Source organism: Duganella sp. GW821-FHT07G03, from assembly GCF_059418605.1.
On sequence record NZ_JBWKQE010000001.1, the window covers coordinates 365116 to 386163 of the forward strand.

General features: G+C 67.5%; 12 protein-coding genes. 5 read left to right on the forward strand and 7 right to left on the reverse strand.

Going from position 1 to position 21048, the window contains the following annotated elements:
• The first annotated feature begins 27 nt into the window (after positions 1–27).
• Together AC07OK_RS01590 and AC07OK_RS01595 are read left to right on the forward strand one after the other, a co-directional pair.
• Entirely contained in the window at positions 28–816 is a 789-nt protein-coding gene (locus AC07OK_RS01590) for an AraC family transcriptional regulator (RefSeq protein WP_494688654.1), read from the forward strand.
• Between the two features lie 65 nt (positions 817–881).
• Positions 882–1847: a GGDEF domain-containing protein gene (locus AC07OK_RS01595; protein ID WP_494688655.1), complete on the forward strand. Its 966-nt coding sequence runs from the start codon at positions 882–884 to the stop codon at positions 1845–1847.
• Here AC07OK_RS01595 and clpB read toward each other — a convergent pair.
• The 7 genes from clpB to AC07OK_RS01630 all read right to left on the reverse strand — a co-directional run bounded on the left by clpB (position 1844) and on the right by AC07OK_RS01630 (position 13099).
• A complete protein-coding gene (gene clpB, locus AC07OK_RS01600; protein ID WP_494688656.1) occupies positions 1844–4426 on the reverse strand; it encodes an ATP-dependent chaperone ClpB in 2583 nt (860 codons plus the stop codon). The genes AC07OK_RS01595 and clpB overlap by 4 nt on opposite strands.
• A gap of 100 nt (positions 4427–4526) precedes the next feature.
• Entirely contained in the window at positions 4527–5003 is a 477-nt protein-coding gene (locus tag AC07OK_RS01605; protein WP_494688657.1) for a molybdenum cofactor biosynthesis protein MoaE, read from the reverse strand.
• Positions 5000–7477, reverse strand: coding sequence for a DUF349 domain-containing protein (locus AC07OK_RS01610; RefSeq protein ID WP_494688658.1), 2478 nt, complete (start codon positions 7475–7477; stop codon positions 5000–5002). Before AC07OK_RS01610 ends, AC07OK_RS01605 begins: the two co-directional genes overlap by 4 nt.
• Positions 7478–7556: 79 nt before the next feature.
• Positions 7557–8183: a hypothetical protein gene (locus AC07OK_RS01615; RefSeq protein WP_494688659.1), complete on the reverse strand. Its 627-nt coding sequence runs from the start codon at positions 8181–8183 to the stop codon at positions 7557–7559.
• Between the two features lie 250 nt (positions 8184–8433).
• Complete coding sequence (locus AC07OK_RS01620) at positions 8434–10842, reverse strand: bifunctional acetate--CoA ligase family protein/GNAT family N-acetyltransferase (RefSeq protein WP_494688660.1); 2409 nt, start codon at positions 10840–10842, stop codon at positions 8434–8436.
• A gap of 15 nt (positions 10843–10857) precedes the next feature.
• On the reverse strand, positions 10858–11847 hold the full coding sequence (locus tag AC07OK_RS01625) for a DUF2804 domain-containing protein (RefSeq protein WP_494688661.1): 990 nt from the start codon (positions 11845–11847) through the stop codon (positions 10858–10860).
• A gap of 10 nt (positions 11848–11857) precedes the next feature.
• A complete protein-coding gene (locus AC07OK_RS01630; protein ID WP_494688662.1) occupies positions 11858–13099 on the reverse strand; it encodes a winged helix-turn-helix domain-containing protein in 1242 nt (413 codons plus the stop codon).
• Between the two features lie 144 nt (positions 13100–13243).
• On the opposite strand from AC07OK_RS01630, the gene AC07OK_RS01635 reads away from it, so the two are divergent.
• The 3 genes from AC07OK_RS01635 (at position 13244) to AC07OK_RS01645 (ending at position 21042) form a co-directional block, all read left to right on the forward strand.
• A complete protein-coding gene (locus AC07OK_RS01635; RefSeq protein WP_494688663.1) occupies positions 13244–15901 on the forward strand; it encodes a diguanylate cyclase domain-containing protein in 2658 nt (885 codons plus the stop codon).
• Positions 15902–15988: 87 nt separating this feature from the next.
• Positions 15989–17239, forward strand: coding sequence for an exonuclease SbcCD subunit D C-terminal domain-containing protein (locus tag AC07OK_RS01640; RefSeq protein ID WP_494688664.1), 1251 nt, complete (start codon positions 15989–15991; stop codon positions 17237–17239).
• Positions 17236–21042 (forward strand): AAA family ATPase, encoded by a 3807-nt coding sequence (locus AC07OK_RS01645; protein WP_494688665.1) that lies wholly within the window; start codon positions 17236–17238, stop codon positions 21040–21042. The genes AC07OK_RS01640 and AC07OK_RS01645 overlap by 4 nt, the downstream gene beginning before the upstream one ends.
• The last annotated feature ends 6 nt before the right edge of the window (positions 21043–21048 follow it).

Genomic DNA, 21048 nt, shown 5'->3' on the forward strand with positions numbered 1-21048 from the left:
CGGGTCAACATTTGTCGAGAATCCGCCATGCCGATACCGGTCGTCACACACACGCAATTCAACTGGCATTGCGACTTCCCCACCCCGGCCCGGCCGCTGACCATGTCCGGCCGCGACCTGCCGGCCGCCGCCGTGCTGCTGCCGCACCACCATCCGTGGGGCCAGTTCACCTACGCGATGCAGGGCGTGATGCGGGTGACAGCCAACCACAGCAGCTGGATCGTGCCGCCGCAGCGCGCCATCTGGATCGCGCCGGACGTCGAGCACGCGATCACGGTGCTGGAGCCGAGCCGGCTGCGCCCGCTGTGCGTGCACGCCAGCCGCTCGCCCTTCCCCGACGCCTGCAAGGTGGTCGAAGTGTCCAGCCTGCTGCGCGAGCTGATGGCCGCGCTGGAGCAGCACGACCAGGGCGAGCAATCCGGCCGCGAGCGGCTGCTGGGCGAAATGATCCTCGACGAACTGCCGCGCTGCGCCGGCCGGGCGCTGCGCGTGCCGCTGCCGGAGGACAAGCGCCTGAAAACCCTGTGCGACGCGCTGATCGCCGATCCCGGCGCCGAGCACACGCTGGAAGACTGGGCCGGCCGGGTCGGCGCCTCCGAGCGCACGCTGACCCGCCTGTTCGAGCGCGAGCTGGGCATGAGCTTCAGCCAGTGGCGCCAGCAGGTGCGGCTGGCCCACGCGGCGCCGCTGATCGCGCGCGGCGTGCCGCTGTCGCAAGTGGCGGCGCAGCTGGGCTATGCCAGCCAGTCGGCCTTTTCCGCCATGTTCAAGAAGACCTTCGGCAGCACGCCGACCGCTTTTTTCGCTGAAAAATAGATAAACGATCAAGTTTTCGATTTATGCACCGTTAATGTTGTCTTGGACGAAAGTACGGTACATTAGTGGAAACTCAACAACTGGAAAAGCGCTATCGCATGACGGACGTGTCTCTCTTCTCGAGCGAACAGATCGCGGCACTGCTCGCCGCGCTGCCGGACCCGGCATTTATCCTGACGCGCAACGGCGCCTACGCCGCCATTTTCGGCGGCACCGACGCCCGCTACTACCACGACGGCAGCACGCTGGTCGGCAAGCGCATCCCCGACGTGCTGCACGCCGAGAAAGCCGCCTGGTTCCTGGCCCAGATCGCCGTCGCGCTGGCCAAGCGGGGCTTGCATGTGGTCGAATACCAGCTGAACCGCAAGGATGTGAAGGGCCTCGACAGCGACGGCCCGGAAGACACCATCTGGTTTGAAGGCCGGGTGCAGGCGCTGGACTACCAGGTGCTGGGCGAGGACGCCGTGCTGTGGGTCGCCAGCAATATCACCGCCAGCAAGAATCTGGAAGCGCTGCTGCGCATGCAAAGCGAGACCGACTCGCTGAGCGGCCTGGCCAACCGCCGCAAACTGATGCAGGCCCTCAGCGACAACCACGAGCTACACGCCCGCTACCAGACGCCGGCCTCGGTGCTGATCTTTGACATCGACCATTTCAAGGACATCAACGACAAGTACGGCCACCTGAGCGGCGACAAGGCGATCCAGACCACGGCCGAAGTCTGCCGGCGCGAGCTGCGCGCCACCGACTTTCCGGCCCGGCTGGGCGGCGATGAATTCGTGATCCTGATGCCGCACACCAGCTGGGCACAGGCGGTGCCGATCGCCGAACGGCTGCGGCTGCGCATCGCCGGGCAGTTGCGGGAACTGGGCACGCTGGGCCAGGGCGCCACCATCAGCGGCGGCCTGAGCGAGATGCAGCCCGGCGACGGCTCCAGCGAGGAAGTGTTGAAACGGGCGGACGATGCGCTCTACCGCGCCAAGCGCGACGGTCGCAACCGCATCGTCCACCACGAGGCTGAGCGGCGTTAGCTGAAGTCCAGCTCGCCGTTCGCGACACCGATGTGGATGGTGTCCTTGGGGCCGAAGCGGCCTTGCAGGATCAGCTTGGACAGCGGATTCTCGATCTGCTGCTGGATCGCCCGCTTCAACGGCCGCGCGCCATACACCGGATCGTAGCCCGCCTCGGCGATCTTCTGCAGCGCGTCCTCGGTGATGGTCAGCGTCATCTCCATCTTGGCCAGGCGCTGCTCCAGGATCGCCAGCTGGATCTTGGCGATGGCGCCGATGTTCTTCTCGTCGAGGCCATGGAACACGACGATTTCATCGATGCGGTTGATGAACTCGGGACGGAAGTGCGAGCGCACCTCGGCCATCACCGCCAGCTTGACCACGCCGGGATCGGATTCCTCCATCGCCTGGATCTTGTGCGAGCCCAGGTTGGAGGTCATGATGATGACCGTGTTCTTGAAGTCCACCGTGCGGCCCTGGCCGTCCGTCATGCGGCCGTCGTCCAGCGCCTGCAGCAGCACGTTGAACACGTCCGGATGCGCCTTCTCCACCTCGTCGAGCAGGATCACGCTGTACGGCTTGCGGCGCACGGCCTCGGTCAGGTAGCCGCCCTCGTCGTAGCCGACGTAGCCGGGCGGCGCGCCGATCAGGCGGGCCACCGAATGCTTCTCCATGAACTCGCTCATGTCGATGCGTATCATCGATTCCTCGGTGTCGAACAGGAAGCCGGCCAGCGCCTTGGACAGCTCGGTCTTGCCGACCCCGGTCGGCCCCAGGAACATGAAGGAGCCGTACGGGCGGTTGGGATCGGACAGGCCGGCGCGCGAACGGCGGATGGCGTCGGACACGGCGGCGATCGCCTCGTCCTGGCCGACCACGCGCTCGTGCAGCTTCTCTTCGATATGCAGCAGCTTGTCGCGCTCGCCCTGCATCATGCGCGACACCGGGATGCCGGTCGCGCGCGACACCACCTCGGCGATTTCCTCGGCGCCCACTTCGGTGCGCAGCAGCTTGGGCCTGGCGGCGTCGCCGGCCTTGAGGTTGACGTTCTCGGCCTGCTTGAGTTGCGCTTCCAGCTCGGGCAGGCGGCCGTACTGTAACTCCGACACGCGCTGCCAGTTGCTCTCGCGCGTGGCCTGTTCCATCTGCAGCTTGACGCTCTCGATCTCTTCCTTGATGTGGGTGCTGCCCTGCACCACCGCCTTCTCGGCCTTGAGGATTTCCTCGTAGTCGTTCAGCTCCCGGCCCAGCTTGACGATCTCTTCGTCGATCAAGTCCTGGCGGCGGCGCGAGGCCTCGTCCTTTTCCTTCTTGACGGCTTCCTTCTCGATCTTCAGCTGGATCAGGCGGCGTTCCAGCTTGTCCATCACCTCCGGCTTGGAATCGATCTCGATCTTGATCTTGGACGCGGCCTCGTCGATCAGGTCGATCGCCTTGTCGGGCAGGAAGCGGTCGGTGATGTAGCGGTGCGACAGCTCGGCCGCGGCGATGATGGCGGCGTCCGAGATGGCGACCTTGTGGTGCAGCTCATACTTGTCCTGCAAGCCGCGCAGGATGGCGATGGTGGCCTCGACCGACGGCTCGTCCACCAGGATCTTCTGGAAGCGGCGCTCCAGCGCGGCATCCTTCTCGATGTATTTGCGGTATTCGTCCAAGGTGGTGGCGCCGACGCAGTGCAGCTCGCCGCGCGCCAGCGCCGGCTTGAGCATATTGCCCGCGTCCATGGCGCCGTCGGCCTTGCCGGCGCCGACCATCGTGTGCATCTCGTCGATGAAGACGATGGTCTGGCCCTCGTCCATGGCCAGCTCCTTGAGCACCGACTTCAGGCGCTCCTCGAACTCGCCGCGGTACTTGGCGCCCGCCACCAGCGCCGCCATGTCCAGCGACAGCACGCGCTTGCCCTTGAGCGAATCGGGCACCTCGTTGTTGACGATGCGCTGCGCCAGGCCTTCGACGATGGCGGTCTTGCCGACGCCGGGCTCGCCGATCAGCACGGGATTGTTCTTGGTGCGGCGTTGCAGCACCTGGATCGCGCGGCGGATCTCGTCGTCGCGGCCGATCACGGGGTCGAGCTTGCCGGCGCGGGCGCGCTCGGTCAGGTCCAGCGTGTATTTTTTCAGGGCTTCGCGCTGGCCTTCGGCCTCGGCGTTGTCCACCTTGGCGCCGCCGCGCACGGTGTCGATGGCGGCCTCCAGCGATTTGCGGGTCAGGCCGTTCTCGCGCGCCAGCTTGCCGGCGTCGGATTTGTCCTCGGTCAGCGCCAGCAGCACCATCTCGCTGGAAATGAACTGGTCGACGCGCTTCTGCGCTTCCCGGTCCGCCAGGTTTAGCACCGAGACCAGCTCGCGGCCCGCCTGCACATCGCCGCCGGTGCCGGACACCTTGGGCAGCCGCTCCAGCGAGGCGCCCAGCGCCTTGGTCAGGCCGCCGACATTGACGCCGGCACGCTGCAACAGCGAGCGCGCGCTGCCGTCGTCCTGGTTCAGCAGCGCGGTCAGCAGGTGGACCGGCTCGATGTACTGGTTGTCATTGCCAACTGCCAGGCTCTGCGAGTCCGACAAGGCTTCCTGCAGTTTGGTGGTGAGTTTGTCTTGCCGCATGGAATTGCTCCGATAAATTTAACTTATCGCATACATAGGGGTTTGCGATCCGTTTTCAAGGAGACACCCTTTTAAATGACAAATCCATGCGCTACATCAACTACGGCTCAATGCTCCATTTTTTCAGCGCGACGTCGTCGCTGACGCGGGCGTCCACCCAGCGCGCGCCGGCCGGGGTTTGCTCTTTTTTCCAGAACGGCGCCTCGGTCTTGAGGAAGTCGATGATGTATTCGCAGGCGGCGAAGGCCTCGCCGCGGTGCGCCGAGGTCACCGCCACCAGCACGATCTGCTCGAGCGGCTTGAGCGGGCCGACCCGGTGGATCACCAGCGCGCCGAACACCGGCCAGCGCTGGCGGGCCTGCTCGATGATGGCCAGGATGGATTGCTCGGTCATGCCGGCATAGTGCTCCAGCTCCATCTCCGCCACGCTGGCGCCCTCGTTCAGGTCGCGCACGGTGCCGACGAAGTTGACGATGGCGCCCACCTTGGGGTTGGCGGCGCGCAGCTGCGCCAGCTCGGTGCTCAGGTCGAAGTCTTGGGTCTGGATGCGGACCTGGAAGTGATCGCCCGCGCTCATGCGCGCTCCGCGGCGCCGATCCGGCGGAACAGTTGCTCGATGCGGCTGGCGGTGCGGTCGTCGGCCAGGGCCGGCATCGCGCACAGTTGCAGGTAGGCGGTGCCGGCGCTCTGCGGCTTCTGGCCGGACTTCAGCGACGATTGCAGCACTTCGACCTGCATCTTCAGGCGCTCGCGCGCGAACTCGGCGCCGCTGTCGACGCCGGCCACGATCTCCAGCCGCAGCACTTCATCGAGCAGCTTGGCGCGGTTGCGCTCCAGCTGCTCGGCGTAGGCGCTGCGTCGCTTTTCGTCAACCTTATCCAGCGCGCCCAGCGCCGCGTTGAAGCGGCCGTGCAAGGCGCGCTCGTAATCGGCGGCCAGCGGCGGCAGCGCCGACCAGCGCGACTGCCAGTCCGCGCCGTCGATGGCCGCGCCGTCGGCCGGCGTGCCGAGCGCGCTTTCCAGCGCCTGGCACAGGCGCAGCTTGTCACGCAGCGCGTTGGCCTGGGCGGCGCCGGCGCGGCGCTTGATCGCGTCGGCCTGGCCCTGCACCTTCGCCACCGCCGCCTGATAGCGCTGCGTGATGCGCGCTTCGGACGCGCGCGGCACGCCGCCGGCCGCATGCCAGGCCGCCGCCGTGTCGCGCAGCGTCTTGGCGATGGCCGCCAGTTGCGCCTTGTCGTCGCCGCTGAAGGTGGCCGTTTCCAGTTCATTGCACAGCGCTTCGCGCGCGTGCAGATGGGCCTTGCGTTCGTGGTCGGCGGCGTGCGCGGACTCCTTGCGCTTGGCGAAGATCGCGTCGCAGGCGGCGCGGAAGCGTTGCCACAAGGCCTGCTCGATCTTGCGCTCCAGCGGCAGCGCCTTGGCCTGCTCCTGCCAGCGCTCCTGCAGGCGACGCAGATTGTCCAGGGTGTGGCGGTCGCTGGCCTGCATCTGTTCGGCCTCGGCGATCAGCAGCTCGCGCTTGGCGCTTTCGATCTTGCGCTGCTCGGAAAGCGGCGCCAGCATCTGCCCCAGCGCCTTGTCGAAGGCCTGGTCGAGCTTGCGTTTATCCTTGCGGTCGATGGTGCCCAGGCGGCCCCACACCTGGCGCAGGCGCTGGCCGGCGGCGGCCACGTTCTTCAAGTCCGCGCCCTCGCTCGCTGCGGTGGCGGCCATGTTGCGGGTTTCGTCGATCAGGGCCTGGGCCTTGGCGGCGTTGGCGTGGCGCTCGTCGGCCAGTTGCTTGAAGTGGGCGGCGGCCGGCGCGTAGGCGGCGGTGCAGGCGCTGTCGAAGCGCTCCCACAAACTCTTGGGCGCGTGGCCGGAGACCGCGTCCAGCGACTTCCAGCGCTCGCGCATGCTGCCGACCTTCTTGGCCAGCTCGCTCATCGCCAGGCCCAGCGCGGGCAGCTCCTCCACCGCCTTGACCAGTTCCTCGCGCGAGACATTGCCGCCCCAGCGCGCCCAGTCGCCCAGGCGCTTCAACTCGGCGCGGACGTGATTCAGGCGGTCGGTCTGGGCCGGCGTCAAACGGGTCTTGTGTTCCTTGAGCCATTTGTCGTGGTCGGCGGCGGCGTGCAGCAATCCCTGCTCCAGCGCGGCTTCCATCGCATCCAGCGTTTCCAGGAATTTCTTGTCGGTTTCCTTGGCCACGGCCGGCTTCTTCGGCTCGCGCGCGGCGGGTGCGGGCGCAGCGGCGGCTGGCGCAGGCCCTGCGGCGCCGGCTGGCGCTGCGGCCGGCGATTCTGCCGCAGGCGCGGCTTCCGGCGCGGCGGCGGGACGCTGGCTGGCGGCCGTCAGCGCGGCGCGGCTGTGCTCCAGCACCTGCGCGAAATCGCTCAGCAAATGCTTGGGCAAGGCCTTGTGTTCCGGCGCTTGCTGGTATTCGGCTTGGGCGGCCGCGTGACGCTCCAGCGCCTGCTGCGCCTCTTCAGGCGGCAAGCCGGCGCTCGGCAGCTGGCGCAGCGCCGCCATCGCATCGATGATGGCCCGCTGCAGATTGACTTGCGCCTCCAGCCGCGCAGCCAGCGCGGCGCGCGCGTGGGCGAACGGCTCGGCCAGCTGCGGCACGGCGGCGGTGACCTGCCATTGGCGGTCCAGGTCGGCGACCTGGTTGGGCGTCAGCTTCTCATCCTGCAACAAACGCTGGGCCTGGTCCAGGCAGGCCTGGGCCTTGTGCTGCTCGGCCAGCCGGTAACGGATCGCGTCCAGCCGTCCCTGCATCAGCTTGGCGACGCGGCGGTCGGTATTGCGCATCGCCTGCAACACCTGCTCGAGATGGGCTTGGGACTGGACGTGTTCGGCGGCGGCCAGGCGCACGCCGGCAAATTCGCTGTGCAGTATCAGTTCGACGGCGGCGGCCTCGTCGCCCGCCAGCGCGGCGGCGCGCTGCGCCTGCTCCTCGCGGCGGCTGGCCGATGCGGCAGCGGCGGCGCCCTGCTCGGGAGTGGCCACGGCGGCCTGCTGATCGGCCGCCTGGTCGGTAGTTCGCTTGAAGATGAAATCGAACATGGATGCGCTATGAGATGGCTAAAACCACCATCATAGCAAAGCGAGGGGAATTTGCCCGATGCGTATGCTAATTGGGCGGTTATTTCATCGCCGGCAACTGCCGGGTCGATCGGACAAGGCTGGCGGGCGCCGTTTGCGCCGCGCTTTCCTCGATGCTTACTATCGGCAACACCTGCAAACCGGGAATGCTGATCTGGCCGTCGTCCACCACGCGCACCGCACCGGCCAGGTTGCGCGCGGCCACCGCCTTGGGCTTGGCCGCCTCGACCGCCTCGACCGGCGTCACGCCCGCGCGTTTCATTTCTTCCAGATGCTTGTCGTGCATCATCAATTGATTCGCAATGGAAAACCATGTTTCGCCGGCGATGGCGTTGCGGGCGATGGCGAACAGTTCCTGCTCTTCCTTTTCCAGCCGCTTCAGCAGCGAGGAGCAAAAGGTTTCGATGCTGTCGCAAATCAGGTTGACCTGTTCGTCGCGCACCTCGGCCACCGAGCCCAGCCGGTCTTGCAGCATGCGGATCGACAGCAGCGCCGACTGGTTCAGACGGTTGAGCTCGTCCAGCAGCTGGTCGGCGCGCTCGGTCGCCTCGCGCAGCGCGGGGATCAGGTACATCTCGGTTTTACGCCAGTGGCAAGCCTGGTACAGGCTGTTCAAGTTCTCGCAGGCATATTCCAGCTGCGACAGGGTGATGCTGTTCTGATGCATCAGCGTGGAGCGCACATACTTTTGGAACGATAACAAACTGAGGCGGACACTTGCGTGCTCCACCGACAGTGCTACCAGAGTATATGTGGCAGTTAACATTCTGACTCCCAAAACTGAAGTTGCGCGCGCCCGGATGAGCGGCAAGACCGGAAGTAAAAGTGTAAATAAAGCCGACAAACACGCTTTGAGCTAGAACAAACCCTGGCCGTAGCGCTATACACACCAATATATAACAAGCCGGCCGCGAATGCTATCGTAAAGACAATTGAAGCCGCACCATTCCCGCCTCCGGATGCGGCAAAACCACGCCGCCAAAATGCCGCACCAGTTTTTGCACGCCCAGATTTTCCGACAAGGCATCGCCGACGATTTCCGCCGTGCCACGGCTGCGGAAATAATCGACCAGTTTCTGGAACAGGATGTAGCCCAGCCCATGCCCTTTCAGGTCGGAGCGCACGATGACGGCAAATTCAGCGGACTGATTGTCCGCATCGGCCACGGCGCGCACCACCCCCAGCGTTTCCGGTTCGCCGCCGGGGCCGTTGCGGGTGGCGATGAAAGCCATCGCGCGGTCGTAGTCGATCTGCGTCAGCCGCGCCAGCTGCGACGGCGGCAGCTCGCGCATGGCGGTGAAGAAGCGCAGCCGCACATCGTCCGGGTCGAGCGCGGCGAAGAACACCTGGTGCTGCGGCGCGTCCTCCGGCCGGATCGGCCGCAGCAGGATGCGGCCGCCGTCCCAGTCCAGCTCCTGCTCCAGTTCCAGCGGATAGGGACGGATGGCCAGCGTGTCGTCGCTGCGCGCCGGCGCCAGCCGCACGCGCGCGGCCAGCGCCACCACGCCGCCGCCCAGCGCCAGCAGCGGATTGAGGTCGAGTTCGGCCAGCTGCGGCAGGTCGGCCACCATGTCGGCCACCTGCACCAGCGTGCGGCACAGGGCGTCGGCGTCGGCGGCGGTCTGGCCTTGCGCCAGCAACCGCGCCACGCGGGTGCGGCCGACCATGTCGCGCGCCAGCACCATGTTCAGCGGCGGCAGGCCGGCGGCGCGGTCGGCCGCCACCTCCGCCGCGATGCCGCCCTGGCCAAAGAACACCACCGGCCCGAACACCGGATCGGTGGCGATCTGGATGCGGGCCGCCGCCAGCGTCGGCCCGGTCAGCGCGGCCTGCTGCGGCGTGGCCAGCGCGATGCCGTAGGCCGACAGCAGCTCGCGCGCGTCCTGGTCGGACAACTCGCCGCGGCCGGCCGCCAGGGCCGCGATCACCAGCGCCTGGGCCGCCGCGCGTTCCGGCGCGGCGGTGGCAGGCAGGCGCGCCGGCACTTCCATCAGCAGGTCCTGGTTGCGCCGGTACTGGGCGATTTGCAGGAAGCCGTGGATCGCCTTTTCCGGCGTGTCATATGTAGGCAGGCCGGCGTCGGCGAACACCTGGCGCGCGGCCGCCACCGAACGGCCGCCCAGCCAGCAGGACAGCACATTCTTCGAGGCGTTGCGCATCAGCGGCGCCACCGCCGCCGCTATCAGGCTGCTGGGCACCATGGCGGTGGGCGCGTGCAGGAACAGCAGCGCGTCGGCCTGGGTTTCGCGCAGCAGCGCCTCCACCGCGCTGGTGTAGCGCTCGACCGGCACGTCGGCCAGCAGGTCGACCGGATTGGTCAGCGGCGCGGCGGCGCGCTTGAGCAGGCGCAGGGTCTCGGCCGACAGCGGCGCCAGTTGCGCGCCGCCGCATTCGAGCGCGTCGGCCGCGATCAGGCCCAGGCCGACGCCGTTGGTCAGCACCGCCAGCCGCTCGCCGCGCTGCGGCCGTTGGCGCGCCAGCGTTTCGACGGCGTCGAACAGGTCTTCGGTGGAATGCACGCGCAGCATGCCGGCGCGGCGGATCGCGGCGTCGAACACCAGGTCGGCGCCGGGGGCGGCGTCGCGCCCCACTTTCAGCACGATCACCGGCTTGCCGCGCGCCGCCAGCCGTCCGGCCGACATGAACTTGCGCGCGCAGCGCACGTCCTCGATGCACAGCAGGATGGCTTCGGTCCCGGGGTCGCCCGCCAGGTAGTCCAGCAGGTCGCCGAAATCGACGTCGGCGCCCTCGCCCATCGTGACGAAGCGCGAGAAGCCGATGCCGCGCAGGCTGGCCCAGTCCAGCACCGCCGCGCCCAGCGCGCCCGATTGCGAGACGAAGGCCAGCTTGCCGGGAGCGGCGGCGAGGTGGGTGAAGCTGGCGTTGAGCCCCAGCGCCGGCGATTGCAGGCCGACGCTGCCCGGCCCGAGGATGCGCAGCAGATGCGGCTTGGCCGCGTCCAGCGTCGCCTGCTGCAAGGTGCGGCTGCCGGCCCGGATGTCGGCCAGCCCCGCCGTCATGACGATGGCGGCGCGGGTGCCGCGCGCGCCCAGTTCCGCGATCAGGCCAGGGATGGTCGACGGCGGCGTGCACAGGATGGCCAGGTCCGGCGCCGCCGGCAAGGCCGACACCCGGGCGTAGCACGGCAGGTCATGCAGCACCTGGTGCTTGGGATTGAGCGGCCAGAGGGCGCCTCCGTCGCCGCCAAAGCCGGCTTCCGCCAGGTTGGCCAGCACGCGCGCGCCAATGCGCTGCGGATTGTCCGATGCGCCGATCACGGCCACCGAGCGGGGTTGGAACAGTCGATCGAGATTCCTGATGCTCATGGCGGCCCTACCTTTTTACCAGCGTGAAGCGTGGTCCTCGGTCACGCCCATCATCTGCGTGACCATGCGTTTCGGTTGGTCGGGCGCGCTGCGCACCCAACCGGTGAAGGTGCCGATCGGCTGCAGGTAGCGGCTGGCCGCCACCACCAGGTTCTTGTTGTCGCGGCGCGCGCCTTCCGGCGTGAAGTACAGCTCCAGCAGATCGTCCTCGGTGAAGATGTGCCACTGCGACAGCGGATCGCTGCTGTCGTAGATGAAGTGCACCGGCGCCAGCGCGTGCACCTGGCCGTCCAGCCACAGCGCGTTCTCGTTGCCGCCGAAGTAGCCCGACTGCAGGTTGAAGCCCATCTCCAGGTTGTGCGCAGAAGCCCAGCGCCAGGCGGTGTTCCGCGCCAGCAGGCCGTTGGAGTAATCGAAGCTGGCGACGCCGCCGGCCAGGTTGTAATCCTCGCGGAAGGTGCGCACCTCGCCGCTCAGCGGCAGGCCGGACGACTTCTGCGTCGCGTGCACCGAGCCTTGCGCCACCGGCCCGGTGGCCAACAGCAGCGGCGAGGCGCCGGGGCCGAATTCGGCGTCGATCTCCAGGTAGTCGCAGCGCAGCGTCAGGGCGTAGCTGCCGTCGTCGCGGCTGTCGATGGCGATGCTGCTCTTGCGCGTCTTGAAGCTGCTCGACGCGCCGGCATGGTCGGCCAGCCGCGCCGACAGGCCGGGCAAGCCGTCCTGGCCGAAGTTGGCCAGCATGTCGCCATCGCTGCGGTCGAAGGCGTAGGCGAAGGCGGTGCTGGTCCAGCCCAGGTCGACGATGGCCACCGCGCAGAATATCTGCTCGGTGCACAGCGCCACGTAGTGCCAGCGCTTGTGGTGGAAGCGGCGCCACAGGCGGCCGCGCGCAAACGGCGCGGCCAGCTGGCTCCAGTCGATATGGCCAACCTGGCCGGCGTAGCGGCCGAACAGCGGCTGGCCGTCTGGGCTCAGCAGGCTGGCGGGGGCGGCGGGCAAACTCATTGAACTCCCATCATGCAGCTTCCATTTCCTTGGTGTTGTTGGCCAGCGCGGCGCGCAGCAGCGGCGCGAAACTGTCCGGCGTGGCCTGCGTAATCTGTACATCGGGGCACTGGTGCCAGTTGGCCAGACGCTGCAAGGCGCCGGCGACATCGCGCACGAAGCGCTCGCTGACGCGCACGCCCGGCTCCAGTTCCAGTGCTTTCAATTCGAACACGCCGCCGCGCCGGTGCGCCTTGGCGTCCACCCGGCCGACCAGCGCGCCGCGCCGCAGGATCGGCAGCGTGAAGTAGCCGTAGCGGCGCTTCTCCGCCGGAGTGTAGCATTCAAGCCGGTAGTCAAAGCCGAACAGCTCCAGCGCGCGGCGCCGGTCCCACACCACCGGGTCGAACGGCGACAGGATGGTGGTCAGGGTCGGCGCCAGCGTGCCGGCGGCAGCGGCGGCCAGCAGTTCGGCGTGGTCGGGGTGGATGTAAATCGGATCATCCCAGTCCTCGACCCAGGCGCGCAGCAGCAGGCCCTGCTCCACCAGTTCCGCCGGATCGAGGCGCGGCGGCTTGGTGCGGAAGTAGTCGCTGATCCAGCCGGCGCGGGCGCAGCCCATCGCCTTGACCGCCTTCAGCACCAACGCGCGGCGAGTGTCGTCGATGTGCGGCGTGCGGCTGTCGTCCCAGCCGGGCAGCACCCGCTCGGCCAGGTCGTAGATGCGCTGGAAGTTCTCGCGCGCGGCGATCATCAGCGCGCCGGACGTGAACAGCACTTCCAGCGAGCGCTTTTCCGGCTTCCAGCTCCACCAGCCGCCGCTCTGGCCGTCGGTGCGCTCGAAGTCCGAGGAGCGCGTCGGGCCGTTGGCGCGGATGTGGGCCAGCACCGCGTCGACGTCGGCGCGGCGTTCGACCATCCAGGTCTCGGAATACTTCCAGCCCATCGCGGCCGGGTCCAGCATGCGGTGGCGATACAGGCCGTAGTCTTCGATCGGCACGAAGCAGGCCTCGTGCGCCCAGTACTCGAACAGCTGGCCGCCAGCCAGCGCCTGTTCCAGCCACGGTTGCGGATAGTCGCCCAGGCGGCTCCACAGCACCAGGTAGGGACTGCGCGCCACCACGTGGATGGTGTCGATCTGCAGCACGCCCATTTGGCGGATCGCCTCCACCACATCGGCCTGGCGCGCCTTGCGGCGGCGCGCTTGCAGCAGTCCCTGCGCCGCCAGGTGCAGCGCCCGCGCCGCGGCCAGGCTGATGATCAATTCGTTCATGAACGCTATTCTAATAAAGAAATCAACATTGCCTGTGATCGGAAAGCGGTTTTTTTTGACCCGCCAGCCACAAACGTGACATTTCCGTGCAGAATATCCACACATGGCAAGCAGCTTTCAATTCGCGGGGAACGTAGATTTTCGATGAACTATTTCGCCACTCGCCCGTTCGTGATGTATTTACGCCACCTGTATCGCGCGATACTGCTGCCGGTGTTTGCACTGGCGCTGCTGGCAGCCCTGTGGGCCGCCGCGGCCTACCAGATCGGCCAGGAGAAACTGACCGCCCATTACGAAGCGGTGCTGCATAGCCAGTCGCTGGCGCGCACGCTGGCCGAACACACCAACCACCTGCTGCGCCAGATCGACCACGCGACGCAGCTGTTCAAGCTCAAATACGAGGAAACCGGCGGCACGCTGCGGCTGGCCGAATTCACCCGCAGGAACGGCCTGCTCGATTCGCTGCTGCCGTCCAAGCTGGACCTGCCGCTGGCACTGGTCGGCGCCGACGGCCGCCTGCTCGACAGCCGCAACGGCTACTTCGCGCCGGACCAGCACCAGCAAGCCTTCTTCAGCCAACTCGCCAACAACACCGCCGATACGCCGCTGGTGACGACGCCGGTGGTCGAGCCGCGCACCAAGAAATGGCAAATCCAGATCTCCCGCCGCCTGAACAACCGCCAGGGCGAATTCGCCGGCGTCATCATGGTGATGATCGATCCCGCCGCCTTCGTCGAGGACTACGACCGCCTGAACGTCGACCCAGGCGGCGCGGTGCTGCTGATCAGCCGTGAAAACGGCATGTCCACCGCCCGCGTCGACGAACAGGTCATCATCAGCGATTCGATCGACTTCACTGTGGCGCAGGGCGGCCGGCAGCAATCGGACGAGCTGCTGCTGGCGCATCCGTTCGACGCCGTCGAGCGCATCTACGGCTACACCGAGATGCCGCGCTACCTGATGCTGGCGGTGGTCGGCAACCCTGTCACATCGGCGATGGCCACCTTCGAGCACCGGCGCGACATCTATTACAAGGCGGTGGCCGTCGCCTCGGTGCTGGTGCTGCTGTTTGTCGGCTTGTTGATGCAACAGGCGCACCGCCTGCGGCGCAGCGCGCGCATGGTCACCGAAGCGCAGACCATGCTGCGGGCCGCGGCCGACGCCAGCATGGACGCGGTCTACCTGTTCAAGGCCTGCCGCATGCGCGGTCCGGACAAGCAGGTGATCGATTTCACCATCGCCGACCTGAATGAACGCGGCGCGGCGCTGCTGGGCTCCACCGCCGAAGAAGTCAAGGGCAAGCGCCTGATGGAAGTGCTGCCGGCGCTGCACACCAAGGGCTTCCTCGACAAGTACAAGGCGGTGCTGGCCAGCGGCCGGCCGCTGGAGGAGGAATTCGAAGTCGACTTCCTGCCGGGCGGCGCCCATCTGTGGCTGCACCACCAGATCGTCGCCATCCACGAAGGCGTGGCCGTGACCACGCGCGACATCACCCCGCGCAAGGAAAGCGAACTGGCGATGCGCAAGAACCAGGCGGAACTGGCGGCCGTCAACGACGCCTCGCCGCTCGGATTGATACGCGCCGATCCCACCGGCCACTGCACCTACGTCAACCGCACCTTCGAATTCATCACCGGCCTGACGCGCGAAGAGGCGCTGGGCGACCAGTGGATGCGGGCCGTCCATCCCAGCGACCGCCCGGTGCTGAAGGCGGCCCTGAACCACATGGCCAAGACTCGCGTGCCCTACCAGGACACGGTGCGCTGCGTGCACCCGGACGGCATGATGGTCTGGATCTCGTTCAAGGTCGCGGCGATGGTGGTGGATGGCCAGATCTACGGCTACGTCGGCACGGTGGACGACATCACCCACGTGCGCAAATCGGTGATGGCGCTGCGCGAGAGCGAAGCGCGCCTGCGCACCATCGCCGATACCCTGCCAGCGATGGTGGCCTATGTCGACTCGGAGGAGATCTACCGCTTCCACAACGTCGCCTACGAACGGGAATTCAACCGCAGCGGCTTGACGGTGCTGGGCAAGTCCATCGAGACGACCATGGGCCAGGAGCGCTATCAATTCCTATCCCCCTACATCAAGCGCGCGCTGGCCGGCGAAACGCTGACCTTCGAAGAGGAGGATCCCGACAGCACCGTCGGCCGCACCTTCGAGGTGGTGTACATCCCGCAGATGGACGAAGACGGCGTGACCGTGATCGGCTTCCACGTCATGCGGCAGGACATCACGGCGCAAAAACGCGAGAAGCAGCGCCTGCTCAAGCTGTCGCAAGTCGATGCGCTGACCGGGCTGACCAACCGCGCCGGCTTCCTGCAAAAGCTCCAGGACACGATGGCCGCCTGCCGCGAGAACGTGGGCCTGATGGCGGTGATGTACATGGATATCGACCGTTTCAAGCCGGTCAACGACACCTTCGGCCATAGCGTCGGCGATGCGCTGCTGAAGGCTTTTTCGGGGCGGCTCACGCACGCGGTGCGCGGCTCCGACACCGTCGCCCGGCTGGGCGGCGACGAATTCACCATCATCATGGAGCGCATCGGCCGCATGGACGCCGCCGATGCGCTGGCAGCCAAGATCGTCACCGCGATGCAGGCGCCGTTCGACCTTGATGGCACGGTGGTGTCGATTTCCGCCAGCATCGGCATGGCCTACTACCGCGGCGAGGATGTCACGCCGGCCGAGCTGCTGAACCGCGCCGACGTGCTGCTGTACGAGGCCAAACAGGGCGGCCGCAACACCTATCGCGCCGGCCCGGCCCTGCCGGCGACGGCCAGCAACGCGGCCTAGCCGGCCGCCGATCCACTTTTATCAACTCATCCGGCGCCATCTTGCGCTATATTGTGCGCTTCCCGGCTGTTTTGATTACACATCTTCATGCGTCTGCTGCACACCTCCGACTGGCATCTGGGCCAATCCCTGCATAATTTCGAGCGTACTTACGAGCACCAGCACTTCCTGGACTGGCTGCTCGACACCGTCGCCGCCGAACAGGCCGACGCGCTGCTGATCGCCGGTGACATCTTCGACAACGCCAATCCCTCGGCCTCGTCGCAGAAGCAGCTGTATCGATTTTTGCAGCGGGCCAGGGAGCGGGTGCCGCATCTGAACCTGGTGGTCATCGCCGGCAACCACGATTCGCCGGGACGGCTGGAGGCGCCCGGACCGCTGCTGGAAGCGCACGGCACGCGGGTGGTCGGCAGCGTGCAGCGCAAGGCGGACGGCGAGATCAACCTGGAACAACTGGTGCTGCCGCTGACCGGCCGTGGCGGCGCGGTGGAGGCCTGGTGCCTGGCCGTGCCCTTCCTGCGCCCTGGCGACGTACCGCGCGTGGCGGCCGACGAAGGTGCCGATCCTTGCGCCGACCCTTATCTGGCCGGCATCGCCCTGCTCTACAAACAGGCGCTGGAACTGGCGCTGGCCAAGCGCCAGCCAGGCCAGGCGATACTGGCCATGGGCCATTGCCACATGGTCGACGGCCAGATGTCCAACGATTCGGAACGCCGCATCGTCATCGGCGGCACCGAGATGCTACCGGCAGGGATCTTCGACCCGGCCATCGTCTACGCCGCGCTGGGGCATTTGCATCTGGCGCAGAGCGTCGGCAAGCAGCAGCACATCCGTTATTGCGGCAGCCCGATTCCGCTGTCGTTCGCGGAGGTGGGCTACCAGCACCAGATCCTGCGCATCGACATCGACGGCGGCGAAGTACGCGAGATCGCGCCGCTGATGGTGCCGCGCGCGGTCCAGCTGCTGCGCATTCCGGCCAAACCGGCGCCGCTGGCGCAGGTGCTGGAGGAACTGGCGGCGCTGGACGCGCAGCCGGCGGAGCCGGAGCAGCAACCCTTTCTGGAGGTGCGGGTGCGGCTGGACGCGCCGGAGCCGGGCCTGCGCGCGCGCATCGAGGCGGCGCTGGACGGCAAGCCGGTGCGACTGGCCAAGATCGAGACCTCCAGCGCGGCGCGCAGCACCTCCATCGACGACGAGGTGATGACGCTGGACCAGCTGGAGCAGCTCAAGCCGGACGATATCTTCCGCCAGCTATACCGGCAAAGGTTCGACAACGATGCGCCGACCGACCAGTTGAGCGCCTTCGCGGAACTGATGTTGACGCCGGGGCAGCCATGAGAATCCTGAAAATCGGCGGCAAGAACCTGGCGTCGCTGGCGGGCGAATTCGGCGTGGACTTCGAGCAGGAGCCGCTGGCGTCGACCGGCCTGTTCGCCATCAGCGGCCCGACCGGAGCCGGCAAGAGCACCCTGCTCGACGCGCTTTGCCTGGCGCTGTACGACGCCACGCCGCGCCTGTTGAAGGTCGCGGGCCGCAGCTACCTGACCGACGTCGGCGCGGAGACCATCTCCACGCAGGACCCGCGCACGCTGCTGCGTCGCGGCACGGCCGAGGGCTTTGCGGAAGTGGATTTCGTCGGCAACGACGGCGCCTCGTACCGCGCCCGCTGGAGCGTGCGCCGTTCGCGCACCAAGGCCGAAGGCGCGTTGCAGCCGACCCAGATGACGCTGCATCTGCTGCCGTCGCTGCAGGCCATCGGCGGCACCAAGACCGAAGTGAAGGTGGAAATCGAGAAGCGCATCGGCCTGTCGTTCGAGCAGTTCACGCGCGCCGTGCTGCTGGCGCAGAACGAGTTCTCGGCCTTCCTCAAGTCCGAGGACAATGAACGTGGCGAACTGCTGGAGACCCTGACCGGCAGCACCGTCTACAGCGAAATCTCGATGCGGGCCTTCGAACGCGCCAAGCTGGAACAGGCCGCGCTGCAAAGACTGAGCGCCCGCCTGGCCGACCAGAAGCCCCTCAACGCCGAACAACGCGGCGAGCTGGAAGCGCACAGCGCAACCGCCGCAGCCGAGCTGCAATTGCTGGAGCAGCGCAAGGCCGAGCTGGAACAGGAACTGCGCTGGCACAAGCAGGCCGAGAAGCTGGCGGAAGACGAACAGTCGGCGCAGCAGGCCTGCCGGGCCGCAGTCGCCGAAGTGGAAGCGTCAGCGCCGCGCCGCACCGCGCTGGCGCGCATCGCCGCAGTGCAACCGGCGCGTCCACTGGCCGCTGAAATTGAACGCATCGCCGCCGACATCGCGGCCACGCAGGCAGCCATCGCCGCCAGCACGCAGGATGCCGCGTCCGCAGCGCAGGCGCTGGAGCGCGCCACGGCGGCGCAAGCGCAGGCCGCGACGCAGGTGCAGGAATCGGAAACCGCCCAGCGCGCAGCCGCGCCGCAGCTGGACCAGGCCAAGGCGCTCGACGCCCGCATCGAAGCCCTGCTGCCCGCTTACCGACAAGCCGCCGCCGCGTGCGAAACAGCCGACCAGGCGGATGCCGTGGCCAGGGCCGCGCTGCAAGAACGGCAGGACGAACGCAAGCGCCTGGGCGTGCAGCATGAAGCAGGCGTCGCCTGGCTGGCGCAGCACAAACAATGGCAGACGATGGCGCAATCCTGGGAGCGCTGGGATGTGCTGTTCGTACAGGCCGGCCAAGCCGCCTCCCAAGCCGAGAAACTGAGCAGCGCGCTGGCCCGCGTGCAGCGCAACGCCAAGGCGCATCGCGACGACGAGGCCGACGCCAGCGGCAAGCTGACCGCCTCCAGCGTCGCCCTGCAAACACTGGAAGCGCAACGCCAGGACGCGGCGCGCGCGCTGACGGCCTTCCCGGTCGAGCAGTTGCAGACATCGCGCCACGACCTGGAGTTGCGCCGCGATCAGTTGGCGTCTGCGGAAAAACTCTGGATCGATCTCGATGCGCGGCAATCGCGATATACGCATATCCAGGCGCAGTCCGCGCAGTTGCGACAGGCCGTGGAAGCGGCCGAAATCCAGTTGAAGGCGGCGCTGCAGGAAAGCGTCGGCATGCTGGCCGCCTTCTCGCAGGCGGAACGTTCGCTGAAGCTGGCGGAAGCCGCCTGCGCCAAGAACGTCGAATCCTTGCGCGCCGCGTTGGAGGACGATACGCCTTGCCCAGTGTGCGGATCGAACGAGCATCCATACCGGCACGATAACGACGGCCTGCACGACATGCTGGCCGAGTTCCAGGCGGAAGTCACCCGCTGCCGGCAGCAGATGGAGGCCAACGTCAACCAGCAGGCGGCGCAACGCGCCACCGAGCAGGCCAGTCTTGAGCAGCTGAACGCGCTGGCCAGCGAAGGCCGCACCGTGGCGCAGGCGCTGGAACGCGTCGCGACAGCGTGGCACAGCCACCTGCATGCTGAGGGCCGGGACGAGGCCGCGTCGCAGCTTGCGGCATCGCTGCCGCCGGAGCCTGAACGCACCGGCTGGTTCGTCGCCCAACTGGAGATGGTGCGCGACGCGCTGCAAGCCATCGAGCGGCAGGAGCGCGCCCTGCATACGGCCCGCATCGCCCGCGACCAGGCGCAATCGGCTTACGACCTGGCGGCGGCCGAGCACACGCGTTTGCAGAGCGTCGCCTCGCACGCCCAGACCGCGCTGGCGCAATCGAACACGGAATACAAGGCGCTGGACGACCAGCGCATCGAAGTCGCCCTGACGCTGAGCGCCCTGCTCGCGGACCTGGACCCGGCCTTCAGCGGCAGCGACATCCCGAGCGACGACTGGAAGGACGACTGGAAGGCCGGCCCCGCCCGATTCCACGAAGCCCGCCAGGCCGAGAGCAGGCAATGGCTGACGCAGCGCGCCGCCTACGACGAACGCGCCGCCGCCATCGCCACCGTCGATGTGGAGGTGAAGGCGCTCGGCGAAGCGCAGGCCAAGGCCGGCCTGGACGCCGTCAACGCCCGCGTTATCTACAGCAGCGCCGACGCCGCGCTCAAGGACATGCAGCAGCAACGCATGGCGCTGTGGGGCGGCAAGGAAGTGCGCGACGTCGAAACGGCGCTCAACGCCGCCATCGACGCCGCCAGGGAGCGCCTGGCCGGCCTGCAAACCGCAGCACAGCAGGCGGCCCACGCGCGCGCGCGCGCGGACGAGGCGCAGGCCCAGGCGGCGCAACGGCTGGCGGCGCTGCACGGCGCATCGTCATCGGCGGCGGCCGCGCTGTCCGACTGGATCGCCGCCTTCCAGCAGCGCCAGCCCGACGCCGGCCTGCGCGACCTGGAGCACCTGCACGCACTGCTGGCCCACTCGGCCGAACAGGTCGACGCCGAACGCGCCGCGCTGCAAGCCATCGACCGCGCCGCCGACAACGCGGCCACCGTGCTCAATGAACGCCAGCGCCAGCGCGAACAACACCAATTGTCCGCGCCGCCGGAGCGCGCGCCGGCAGACGAGCAAACGCCGATCGCGCTGCTGGCCGCCGCGCTGAACGAGCTGGCGGTCGAACGCAAGACCGCCCACGACAGCGCCACCGCCCTGCAACTGGCGCTGGCGCAGGACGACGCCAAGCGCCAGCAATCGCAAGCCATGCTGGCCGAGATCGAGCTGCAGGAAGCAATCGAACAGCGCTGGGCGCGCATGAACGACCTGATAGGCTCGGCCGACGGCAAGAAGTTCCGCAACTACGCCCAGCAATTCACGCTGGACGTCCTGCTGGGTTACGCCAACGCCCATCTGAACCACCTGGCCCGTCGCTACCAGCTGGAACGCATCGACAACCCGGCCAGCCCGTCGCTGGCCCTGCTGGTGCGCGACCAGGACATGGGTGGCGAGATGCGCTCGGTGCATTCGCTGTCCGGCGGCGAATCGTTCCTGGTGTCGCTGGCGCTGGCGCTGGGACTGGCCTCGCTGTCGTCCAACCGCGTGCGCGTCGAATCGCTGTTCATCGACGAAGGCTTCGGCAGCCTGGACGCCGAGACCCTGCGCGTGGCGATGGATGCGCTGGACGGCCTGCAAGCGATGGGCCGCAAGGTCGGCGTCATCTCGCACGTGCAGGAAATGACTGAGCGGATCGCCGTAAAAATCTTGGTACAACCTTCGGCGGGTGGCAAAAGCGCGGTCACAGTGCAGTAGAATGGT